The organism is Gaetbulibacter sp. M235, from assembly GCF_043876835.1.
Taxonomy (GTDB): Bacteria; Bacteroidota; Bacteroidia; order Flavobacteriales; family Flavobacteriaceae; genus Yeosuana.
The window spans coordinates 412,576-424,255 of record NZ_JBAWJZ010000001.1 but is presented as its reverse complement, the minus strand read 5'-3'; the positions used below and the strand labels follow the sequence as shown (position 1 = coordinate 424,255).

Annotated in this window: 11 protein-coding genes; all 11 read right to left on the bottom strand. The window is 32.2% G+C overall.

Going from position 1 to position 11,680, the window contains the following annotated elements; all coding sequences use genetic code 11:
• Positions 1–47 precede the first annotated feature (47 nt).
• The 11 genes from V8G69_RS01955 to hemA all read right to left on the bottom strand — a co-directional run bounded on the left by V8G69_RS01955 (position 48) and on the right by hemA (position 11,567).
• Positions 48–761 (bottom strand): 3'-5' exonuclease, encoded by a 714-nt coding sequence (locus V8G69_RS01955; protein ID WP_394880027.1) that lies wholly within the window; start codon positions 759–761, stop codon positions 48–50.
• Positions 758–1,909 (bottom strand): serine hydrolase domain-containing protein, encoded by a 1,152-nt coding sequence (locus V8G69_RS01950; protein WP_394880026.1) that lies wholly within the window; start codon positions 1,907–1,909, stop codon positions 758–760. The genes V8G69_RS01955 and V8G69_RS01950 overlap by 4 nt, the downstream gene beginning before the upstream one ends.
• A gap of 80 nt (positions 1,910–1,989) precedes the next feature.
• Complete coding sequence (locus tag V8G69_RS01945) at positions 1,990–2,463, bottom strand: methylated-DNA--[protein]-cysteine S-methyltransferase (protein ID WP_394880025.1); 474 nt, start codon at positions 2,461–2,463, stop codon at positions 1,990–1,992.
• Between the two features lies 1 nt (position 2,464).
• The gene (locus V8G69_RS01940; protein WP_394880024.1) at positions 2,465–3,745 is read right to left on the bottom strand and encodes a serine hydrolase domain-containing protein; all 1,281 of its coding nucleotides are present in this window, start codon (positions 3,743–3,745) and stop codon (positions 2,465–2,467) included.
• A gap of 20 nt (positions 3,746–3,765) precedes the next feature.
• Positions 3,766–4,755: a porphobilinogen synthase gene (gene hemB, locus V8G69_RS01935; protein ID WP_394880023.1), complete on the bottom strand. Its 990-nt coding sequence runs from the start codon at positions 4,753–4,755 to the stop codon at positions 3,766–3,768.
• A 65-nt stretch (positions 4,756–4,820) separates the two neighbouring features.
• Entirely contained in the window at positions 4,821–5,723 is a 903-nt protein-coding gene (hemF, locus tag V8G69_RS01930) for an oxygen-dependent coproporphyrinogen oxidase (RefSeq protein ID WP_394880022.1), read from the bottom strand.
• Positions 5,713–7,011 (bottom strand): Na+/H+ antiporter NhaA, encoded by a 1,299-nt coding sequence (gene nhaA, locus V8G69_RS01925; protein WP_394880021.1) that lies wholly within the window; start codon positions 7,009–7,011, stop codon positions 5,713–5,715. The genes hemF and nhaA overlap by 11 nt, the downstream gene beginning before the upstream one ends.
• Positions 7,012–7,027: 16 nt before the next feature.
• Complete coding sequence (locus tag V8G69_RS01920) at positions 7,028–7,561, bottom strand: GNAT family N-acetyltransferase (RefSeq protein ID WP_394880020.1); 534 nt, start codon at positions 7,559–7,561, stop codon at positions 7,028–7,030.
• An 83-nt stretch (positions 7,562–7,644) separates the two neighbouring features.
• Positions 7,645–8,667 carry a uroporphyrinogen decarboxylase gene (hemE, locus tag V8G69_RS01915; RefSeq protein WP_394880019.1) on the bottom strand — a complete coding sequence of 341 codons (1,023 nt, stop codon included), beginning with the start codon at positions 8,665–8,667 and terminating at the stop codon, positions 7,645–7,647.
• Between the two features lie 70 nt (positions 8,668–8,737).
• Positions 8,738–10,315 carry a hydroxymethylbilane synthase gene (hemC, locus tag V8G69_RS01910; RefSeq protein ID WP_394880018.1) on the bottom strand — a complete coding sequence of 526 codons (1,578 nt, stop codon included), beginning with the start codon at positions 10,313–10,315 and terminating at the stop codon, positions 8,738–8,740.
• The gene (gene hemA, locus V8G69_RS01905) at positions 10,308–11,567 is read right to left on the bottom strand and encodes a glutamyl-tRNA reductase (protein WP_394880017.1); all 1,260 of its coding nucleotides are present in this window, start codon (positions 11,565–11,567) and stop codon (positions 10,308–10,310) included. Before hemA ends, hemC begins: the two co-directional genes overlap by 8 nt.
• Positions 11,568–11,680: the final 113 nt, after the last annotated feature.

The window sequence follows — 11,680 nt, the reverse complement described above, 5'->3', positions numbered from 1 at the left end:
TTCATGCTATAAACCTAGGGTTTAGCATAAAGTATTTTTTAAGCCTTTTATATATAAATAATTTCGTCTGAGGTCAAAATAGAATCGCCTCTTAGGCGTAAAAATATTTGAGCTACGGCAATCGTATCTTTTTGGCAATAGGTTATAATACGGTCTATTCCATTTTCTTCGTAATAAACGCGATATACTTCACTACCATCAATATCATCTTTTGGTGAAGGAATTCCTAAAACGTTAGTCAATAATTTTAAAGACGTATAGGTTTTATAATCGCCAAATTTCCACAATTCCAATGTGTCTAAATGAGGTACTTCCCAAGGTTTTTTCCCAAATAAGTTTAGCTTATAAGGAAGCTCAATTTGATTAATTATCATTCGTCTAGCAATATAAGGGAAATCAAATTCTTTACCATTATGGGCACAAAGCAAATGTTTGGGTTCACTAAAATGTGAAATAAGCAGGTTTTTAAAATCTTTTAAAATTTTAGTTTCGCCTCCATAAAATGATGTCACTCTAAAGTTTCTAATATCGCCTCTAAAAGTAAAATAACCAACGGAGATGCAAATTATTTTTCCAAATTCTGCCCAAATACCAGCACGTTCGTAAAAGTCTTCCGCTGTTTCATCTTCTTTTCTTTGATATTGAGATTTATGTTCCCATAAGGCTTGTTTGGATTCATCTAAATCTGAAAATGATTGGGTTTCCGGAACAGTTTCAATATCCAAAAACAATATATTTTCAAGATTTAGTTTTGAGATCATTTTTGCAGCATTTTATAAGCTTCGTCTATATAAGTAGTAATATCTTCTGTAAATGAAGCAACTTCAACATTTGAGCCTTTTGAATGGCCAAGCCTTACTATAATTACGTTATCATTAGGTTCTACAATTACATATTGTCCAAGATGGCCACGCATCATAAAAAAATCTTTCCCGTTTTGGTGTTTTAACCACCACCCATAACCATATTCTGGGCTTTCTTTGAAACGAGGCGTTACAGATTTTGCTACAAATGCTGAATCTAGAATTTGTTTACCATTCCACTTTCCATAGTCTTTAAAAAGTTTTCCATAGCGAGCAAAATCTTTAGCATTACTAGCAATACAGCAATAGGCCTTTACCAAATCGTGTTCTTTACTATCTACTTGCCATAAAGTTTCGTTTTCACATCCTAATGGTTTCCAAAAGCTTTCTTCCAAGTACTTATACATTTTTTTGCCTGTAGCTTTTTCAATTACTATGGCTAACATTTGTGTATCACCACTAGCGTATTTATAAACTTTACCAGGTTCATCAACTACTTTTAATCCAAGTATTACTTTTTCCAAATCATCATCAAAATAGGCGCGAGTCGTGATGGATAAAGGCGAATAGTAAGCTTCATCCCAATTTGTGCCAGAGCACATACTGGATAAATCCCCAACGGTCATTTTAGCCGCTAAGCCTTCACTAAATTCTGGAAGAAAATCACTAACAGGTTGGTCTAAACTTTTAATATAGCCTTCTTGAATGGCTTTCCCCATGAGTCCTGACACGTAACTTTTTGCCATGGAAAACGAATTGCTTTTTGAATTCTCACCAAATCCATCGTAATAGTTTTCAAACCAAATACTATCATTTTTTATAATAACATAAGCAATTGTTCCGTTTGTTTTATTTATCTGATTAAGAGCTTCGGTTTCTTTTACAGTGTTATAATCTTTATGGTTTGGCCAAGGTTGAGGTGTTCCGTTTTCTACTGGCTCATTATCAAATTTTTTATAATCTTCTAAATAAGCTGTTGAGTGACCTGTAAGATATATGGTTCTAACAGCTTTTAACAAATAATCTGTATCTGTTATATATAACGTAACAACTAATAATCCAAATAAAATGATAATCCATTTCAAGAATTTTTTTAAGAATTTCATATAGTAAGTTTAGTTTTATTGAATTAAATATAGGAAATTTTTTATGTATTTCTGCTTTTCGTAGAATGGAAAAACAAAAATCAAAATAATGATTCTTGCTTATAAGGACTTTCATGTTCTAACAACCATTGCTTTCTGTGTAATCCGCCAGCATAACCAGTTAAACTGCCATCACTTCCTATAACTCTATGGCAAGGAATGATAATCCAAATAGGGTTTTTTCCATTAGCATTGGCAACTGCTCTGATAGCTTTTACATCGCCCAATTGTTTAGATAAATCTAAGTATGAAATTGTTTTCCCAAAAGGAATTTGCTCTAGTAATTTCCACACTTTTTTTTGAAAGGAAGAGCCTTCTGGATTTAATTTTAAGTCGAAAATTCTGCGGTCTCCTTTAAAATATTCATTAAGTTGAATGACACAATCTTCAAGAGATTCTGGAATAATATCAGTTATTTTTTCTTCAGAATTTAGTACGGACACAGATACGATTCCATTTTCATCACCAACTATTTTTGTAAAGCCTAAAGGAGAGTTTATAATACAAGAATCCATGTTAATTAAGTTTAGCTTTGTAAAACACTTCTTGTAATGCCGACCTTATATTAAGACTGTATAAGTTTCTATGCGTTCTTGTTGGGTAAACTCTGTTAGACAAAAAAATAAAGACCAATTCATTTTCCGGGTCGGCCCAAATAAAGGTACCGGTAAAACCCGAATGACCAAAACTAGGAGCACTAACTTCAGGTGCTGGATAGGCGTCTTTAAGGCTTAAAGTGTCATTTCCTATAGAAGGTTTATCAAATCCTAAACCACGGCGATTATCATTTTCAGGGTATTGAATTCTGGTAAATTCATTTACTGTTGAAGGTTTAAAAAACTGTTTTCCACCATAAAACCCTTTTTGAAGTAACATTTGCATATAAGTTGCTAAGTCTAAAGCAGAACTAAATAAACCTGCATTTCCTGAAACACCGCCTAAAAGCGCGGCATTTTCATCGTGAACCCAACCTTTTGTTAGTGTTTTTCTAAAAATAGAATCATATTCTGTTGGGACAATTGGATTTTTAAATGATTTAGTTGATGGAAGATATCCCAATGTTTTACATCCTAAAGGTTTGTAAAAATTATTTTGTAGATATGTTCTGTAATCTTCTCCAGTAATATTTTCAATAAGTTGCGGATAAATTAAAGAAGCTAAACCAGAATAATTATAAACTTTTTTATCACTTACTCTTGAACGCTTTATTTCTCGGAACACTTTTCTTTTAAACCTGTTTTTAACGTAAATGTTTTCATAGGCTTGATTAGAAAATCTCTTGCTAGACTTATCATGTACAAACCTTTTTTTAGGTTCTCCGTTTTTTAAAACATCACTTAAAAAAACAATGTATGGTTTTAAACCAGATTGATGTGCCAATAACTCACGAAGGGTAATGTCTTTTTTATCTTTTTTGTGCTTCCAGGATTTCCAATAAGTTGAAAAAGGAACATCAAGATTTAATTTTCCTTCTTCATATAGTTTCATTAAAGCAGGTAACGGGCCAACAATTTTGGTTACAGAAGCTAAATCATAAACATCATCTAAACCAACTTTTTGAATGCTATCAAACGTATGAAACCCATAAGCTTGATGAAAAATAATTTTATTTTGCTTTGCTACTAACAATTGAGCTCCCGGAAATGCTTTTTGTGTGATTCCCAGCGTCATTATGGAATCTACTTTTGATTGAATATATTCAGAATTTAAACCGACAGATTCAGGAGTATCATATTGTAATTGAGCCTGAGTTAAAAGAGAACATAAAAACAAACAAACAAAAAGATTCTTAAACATGCTATAAATTTTTTCTAAAGCTAAGAAATAAGTTTCACAACATCCTTAGCAAAGTAAGAAGCAATGATATCGGCTCCAGCACGTTTAATGGCTGTTACTTGTTCCATCATTACAGCGTCATGATTTAACCAGCCTTTTTCTGCAGCAGCTTTAATCATGGCATATTCACCAGAGACTTGATAAACAGCCACCGGAACATCAACGGCATCTCGTATTTCTCTTACAATATCCAAATAGCATAAACCTGGTTTTACCATCACGATGTCAGCACCTTCGTCAATATCCATTTCAGTTTCTCTAATAGCTTCAATTCTATTTGAATAATCCATTTGATATGTTTTTTTATCTTTTGGCACATCGACCATATCAACTGGAGCTGAATCTAAAGCATCACGAAACGGTCCATAAAAAGCAGATGCATATTTAGCCGAATAACTCATAATGCCAGTATTGATGAAGCCTTCGTCTTCAAGCGCTTCTCTAATGGATAAAATTCTGCCATCCATCATATCACTTGGAGCCACAAAATTAGCTCCAGCTTTGGCGTGAGACACACTCATTTCTGCCAAAAAAGAAGAAGTTTCATCATTTATAATCATACCATTTTTTACAATTCCATCATGCCCATAAGATGAATATGGATCTAAAGCAACATCGGTCATCACCAACATATCTGGGCAGACATTTTTTACTGTTTTAATAGCACGTTGCATCAATCCGTTCGGGTTTAAAGCTTCTTTTCCTTGGTTATCTTTTAATTTGTCTGGGACTTTAACAAAAAGCAAAACTGATTTCAATCCTAATTTCCACAGTTCTTTAACTTCCTTTTCCAATAAGTCTAAACTGTAACGGAAGTAATTTGGCATTGAAGGAATTTCATCTTTTACACCTTTGCCTTCAGTAACAAAAAGTGGTACTAAAAAGTCATTTGGAGTGATTATGGTTTCTCTAACCAAAGAGCGAATGGCTTCATTGGTTCTTAAACGTCTATTTCTTCTTAACGGATACATAGTTTTATTTTAGGAAGTTAAAAATACAAAGTAAAAAGTTTTTAAAACCTTACTTATATCATAATTTAAACCCAATTTTTAGGTTGTTTAAGTACATTAATTAATTTTTCTTCATCACTGTCTTTTTCAGGATGATGATCATAAACCCATTGTACATGTGGAGGCAAACTCATTAAAATACTTTCAATACGCCCGTTGGTTTTTAGCCCAAATAAAGTACCTTTATCGTGAACCAAATTGAATTCCACATAACGGCCGCGACGAATTTCCTGCCAAGTACGTTGTGCCTCTGTATAAGGTAAATTTTTTCGTTTTTCAACTATTGGAACATAGGCTTCAAGAAAACTATTCCCAACTTCGGTCACAAAGTTGTACCAATTTTCCATGTTCATAGCTTCTGAAGTTTTACAATAATCAAAAAATAAACCACCTATTCCACGAGCTTCGTTTCGGTGAGCATTCCAAAAATAAGTATCACACTTTTTCTTAAAATCGCTATAAAAATTAGAGTTATGTTTATCGCAGGCTGTTTTACATGTTTTGTGAAAGTGAACAGCATCTTCCTCAAATAAATAATAAGGCGTTAAATCTTGTCCGCCACCAAACCAACTATCTACTAAATCCCCATTTTGGTTATACATTTCAAAATAACGCCAATTGGCATGAACAGTAGGAACCATTGGATTCTTAGTATGCAATACTAAACTTAAACCACAAGCAAAAAAATTGGCGTCTTTAACACCAAAATAAGCTTGCATGGTTTCTGGTAATTTTCCGTGAACTGCAGAAATATTTACACCACCTTTTTCAAATACATTGCCGTTTTCAATAACCCGTGTTCTTCCACCACCACCTTCAGGTCGTTCCCAAAGATCTTCTTTAAATCGAGCTTTTTCATCAACTGCTTCAAGTTTTGAAGTAATGGAATCTTGTAAATTTTGTATGTATTGGTAAAATTTATCTTTCATTTACTTTAAATCTTAAAATAAGGTAACCAATTATTGCTGAAATTAAAGAACCTATTAAAATGCCAATTTTAGCTGAATCAATATAAGATGGATCACCTGAAAACGCAAGACTTGCAATAAAAATGGCCATAGTAAAACCAATACCAGCTAAGAAAGACACACCAATTATTTGCCAATTACTAATGTCTGACGGGACTTCAATAAGTTTAATTTTTTTGGCAATTAGAATAATCGAAGTAATACCTATACTTTTTCCTAAAACTAAACAAACGACGATATTAATCACTAAGGCTGTTTCCAAAGGAACGGAACTATTTATCATAACACCTGCATTTGCTAAAGCAAAAACAGGAATGATAAAATAAGCTACCCAATCATGTAAATTATGTTCTAAGTGTTGAAGAGGTGATTGATATTTATTTGTCCAATCTTCTAAATCATCTATTTGTTGAATTTGTTCATGAGAAAGAATGGGTGTTTTTGTTTTTTTTGCCTCTTTAATATTATTTGTAATGGTTATCAAATTATCTATAAACTCTGGAGTTTTAATTTTTTGTCTTATGGGTACTGAAAAGGCTAATAAAACACCTGCTAAAGTAGGATGAATGCCTGATTTTAAAAATAATATCCAAATGACTATTCCTAAAACAATTAATGAAAACTTAGAATAATACCCTTTGTATGATAAAAAATATAAAACAACTAAAAGCAGCAATGCAATGCCTAATAAACTCATTTTTATGCTTCCGCTATAAAATAATGCTATGACTAATACTGCACCTAAATCGTCAACAATAGCAAAGGCGGTTAAAAATATTTTTAGGCTTAAGGGCACTTTATTTCCTAAAATTTTTAAGATGGCTAAAGAAAAAGCAATATCAGTAGCCATAGGGATACCCCAACCTTTTAAAGTATCTGGGTTTTGATTAAGAACAATAAAAAAAAGTACGGGAATAATCATTCCTCCTAAGGCACCAAAAAGAGGAAACGCTATTTTTTTTACTGAATTCAGTTCACCAATTAGAAATTCTCTTTTAATTTCTAAACCAATTAAAAAGAAGAAAATAGCCATTAAACCATCATTAATCCATAATATTAATGGTTTGCTTAACTCAAAACTTTCAGATGTGAACCCAATTTTATAGTCCCAAAGCGCATGATAGCTTTCTGAAAAAGAGGAATTGGCCCAAACAATTGCGGAGATTGTTGCCAGTAATAAAAGTATTCCACTAAAGCTTTCTATTTTTACAAATTTTTGGAAAGGAGAAAGAATGTTATCTGTTGCCATTTTTTTGATTTAATTATTAGGCCTTTAACTCATACAATTCCATATCTATAGGAGATTGACCCGTTGGTGTAAATTCGTTTTTTAAAGTTTTTATCCAAACAAAGTTACTTTTTTCGGCTACTTTTATACTAGCTAAATTGCTTTTATGTGAAATAATTTGAAGTTTTTCAAGGCTTAACTCTTTAAAACAAAATTTGGAAGTCGCTTGTATAGCTTCAGTCATCCATCCTTTATCTTCAAATGTTTTTCCTATGCAATAAGCAAATTCACCCTTTTTTTTATCCCAATTAATTGCCTTTAAAATAATGAGTCCAGCGATACCTTTTGAGGTTTTGTCTTTAATCGTAAAAGTATATTCCACTTTAGAAGTCATTAACTCATTCCGTCTTAAAATATATGTTTTTGTACTTTCTAAAGTTCTGTTTTCTGAAAGAGTTTTTGGTAAGTAAAGTTTAAAACGCTCGGTATTTGATACCAATAATTTATTAAGATTAAGGGCATCATTAAATTTTAATGATTCAATGTAAAATGTATCCGAACTGTAAATCATTCAATATCTGGTTGACTAAAAGCTGGTACTGAAAGTAAGAAAAATATTAAAACTAACCTATTGTTATACTGAAACTTAGATTGTTATTTATATTCTTTTACGGCATCAATAAATGCTCTGGCATTTTCTATTGGGACATTTGGTAAAATACCATGGCCTAAGTTTACAATATACTTGTCTTTACCAAACTCATTTATCATTTGATGAACCATTTTCTTTATGTCTGACGGAGGTGATAATAAACGAGCAGGGTCAAAGTTACCTTGCAGCGTAATGTTCCCGCCAGTTAAGTAACGTGCATTTTTTGGCGAACAAGTCCAGTCAACTCCTAAAGCAGAGGCGTTTGATTTTGCCATTTCTCCTAAAGCAAACCAACATCCTTTAGCAAAAGCAATTACCGGAGCATCATCTTTTAAAGCTTCAATAATTTGATTGATATATTGCCATGAAAATTCTTGATAATCTACTGGCGATAACATGCCTCCCCAAGAGTCGAATATTTGAACGGCATCAACACCAGCTTCTACTTTCGCTTTTAAATAAGCAATGGTCGTATCTGTGATTTTTTGTAATAATTGATGAGCAGCAACTGGATTAGTAAAACAAAATTCTTTTGCTTTATCATATGTTTTACTTCCTTGACCTTGAACAACATAACATAAAATTGTCCATGGTGAACCAGCAAAACCAATTAATGGCACTTCATTGTTTAACAATTCTTTTGTGGCTTTTATGGCTTGCATAACATAATCTAATTCCACATAAACATCTGGAACAACAACGTTGTCAACACCTTTTTGGTCGCGAACTGGATTTGGAAGATATGGTCCAAAGTTTGGTTTCATTTCTACCTCAATATTCATAGCTTGTGGAATCACTAAAATATCACTAAATAATATAGCGGCATCCATTCCAAATCTACGAATTGGTTGTACTGTAATTTCACTTGCAAGCTCAGGAGTCCTGCATCTTGTGAAGAAATCATATTTATCACGAAGTGCTATAAATTCTGGTAAGTATCTTCCAGCTTGACGCATCATCCAAACTGGTGGGCGTTGAACAGTTTCTCCTTTTAAAGCTCTTAAAAATAAATCGTTTTTTATCATATGTTTTGTTGTTCCTTGGTTGTATAAAGGCTTGTTGGTTTTTAAAATTTAAATAGTCTGGTAAAAAAAATCAAACGTAATGTTCGTTCACCAATTCAATAACACTTTCCACAGTTGGTACTTTTGCAATACGAACATCCTTAAAGTGTTTTTTAGCTTCTTCGGCTGTTGTATCACCTATACAGAAAGCTATTTTTTTGGCTTTATTTTGCAAGATATAACTCTGAACGGTTGATGGGCTGTAAAACATAATACCTTCGGTAGATTCGTCAACTTTTAGTGATGAATAAACAGTTTTATAGGCTTCTACTTCATTAACAGTAATATTATTGTCTTCTAATATTTTTGGTAAATCGTCCAAACGTAAATCACTACAGAAATAGGTGATTTCTGTACCTTCCATATAGTCTACTAAATAGTTAGCCAGATTTTTAGCACTGTTTTCTGAGTGAGCTACTTTTCCAATTTTTTGTTCAATTAATTGCTTAGTTCTCCTACCAACACAATAAATGTTTTTGAACTTTAATTCATCAGAAGAAAAATTAGTGGTTAGCGCTTCAACAGCATTTTTACTTGTAATGATAACATTATTAAGATTAGATTTTAAAACTGTTTTAGGAATTCTATTGAGACTTACTTTTATAAAATCTGAACTTTTGACGTTTATTTTATGACTTAATAAATGTCTTTGGCCTTCGGTTAATGTCTTTGTAGAGTAAACGGTAGTTTGTTTGTTTGTTCTTTGTAATTCATCCATTAAGCGTTTTCCACCACGTTCAATCACAAAATTAGCGCAAAAAGCAGCCATATCATGATGTTCGCCTAATTTTTTAACACGTGTAACATCTATTCTTTTAGAGCCATCAATACTTAATAAAGTACCTTTAAAAACAACTTCTTCATTTTTTATTTGTGCAATAGCTCCAATAGGCGCTGTACATCCGCCTTCTAACCTGTTTAAAAATTCACGTTCAATACTTGTGCAAATTTCTGTTTCTTCATGATTTAATTCAGCACAGGCATTTACTGCAAATTCATTTTCTTTTAAAGCGGTAATCATAACTGCTCCTTGTGCTGGCGCAGGAATCATCCAATCTAAATTAATAGCTTCTTCGGGTCTAATACCAATTCGTCCTAAACCAGCAGCTGCAAAAATAGCTCCGTTCCAATCTTCATTGTCTTTTAATTTTTGCATGCGCGAATTCATGTTTCCACGTAAATCAACAATAGTATGAGTAGGATACCTGTTTAACCATTGGGCTCGACGACGTAAGCTTCCAGTAGCGATAACGGCTTCTTTTTGGGCCAAAAACTCTTCATTGTTTTTAAACACCAAAGTATCGTTAATATTCCCTCGTTTTATTACTGCAGCCTGTACAATGCCTTTTGGTAAAACTGTTGGAACATCTTTTAAAGAATGAACCGCAATATCAATATCATGATTTAGCATGGCAATATCCAAGGTTCTGGTAAAAATGCCTGTAATGCCAAGTTCGTATAATGGTTTATCCAATACTAAATCTCCTGTAGATTTCACAGGAACTAATGATGTTTTATAGCCTAGTTTTTCTAGTTGGTCTTGTACTGTTTTTGCTTGCCATAGTGCTAATTCGCTATCGCGAGTACCAATTCTTATAATTTCAGACATCTATTAAATTTTCTAATTGGAACACTTTTTTTATAAGTTCAAGGCTATCATCAGTAGAAATATTATCGTCTTTTAAATGATGGGCAAAATGATTGGTTATTTTTTGAATGATATTATTGCTGATCAATTCTGCTTGTTCTTCATTAAAATTGGCGCTTTTTTTACGTTGTGCTTCTAGTTCAGCATTCTTGAAATCTAAAAGCTTACTTTTTAAAGCTTTAATGGTTGGAGCAAATTTTCTTGTTTCAAGCCAATCGTTAAATTCTTTTTTAACATCTTCAATAATAGCTTCGGCAAAAGGAATATGTTCTTTTCTTTTTTCATGGGTTTCATCAGTAATTTTTGATAAATCATCTAAATGAACAAGATTCACATTTGGTAAGTCTTCAACATTGCTATCTACATTTTTTGGAATTGATAAATCTAAAATAAGAAGCGGTTTTTTTGTTTGAACAATATGTTTGTCAATCGTTGGTCTTTGAGCACCAGTTGCAACAATTAAAATATCTGATTGAGTAATTTCTTCTTGTAAGTTCGCGTAATCTTTTACAACCAAGTTTAGTTTTCCTCCAATATTTTCGGCAGTATTTTTGGTTCTATTAATAAGTGTAATGCGCTCATTTTTAGTATGTTTAACTAAATTTTCACAAGTATTTCTCCCTATTTTACCAGTGCCAAATAACAAGATATTTTTATTTGAAATATCTTCTACATTGTTAAATATATATTGAACAGAAGCGAATGATACAGATGTTGCGCCAGATGATATTTCGGTTTCAGTTTTAATACGTTTACTTGCTTGAATAACCGCATTAACAAGACGTTCTAAAAAAGGGTTTAATAAATTTAATTTTTTTGAAACAACAGCACTTTTTTTAATTTGGCTAATAATTTCAAAATCACCTAAAATTTGACTATCTAAACCAGAGCCAACACGAAACATATGCGAAATAGCATCAGAATTTTTGTAGATATAAGCCACTTTTTGAAACTCTTCTATGGTTCCTTTAGTGTTTTCACAAAGCAATTGTATGAGTTGAAATGGATGTTGTGCAAAACCGTAAATTTCTGTTCTATTACAGGTTGAGGTAATAACCAAACTCTCAATACCATTCTCTTTGGCTTGATTAAGTAGATTAATTTTTGAATTTTCGTCTAAACTAAAACGCCCTCTAATATCGGCATCAGCTTTTTTATAGCTTAATCCTAAAGCATAGAAGGAACTGCTTTTAGAAATATTATATTGTTGCATTACGAGACTTCAAAATTTGAATAACAAATGTATGTATGTAAATTTAAAAAAAACAACGCCAAAAGAACTTTAAGTATCGATTATAGGTTTTTAAACATTTTTTTTAATAATTT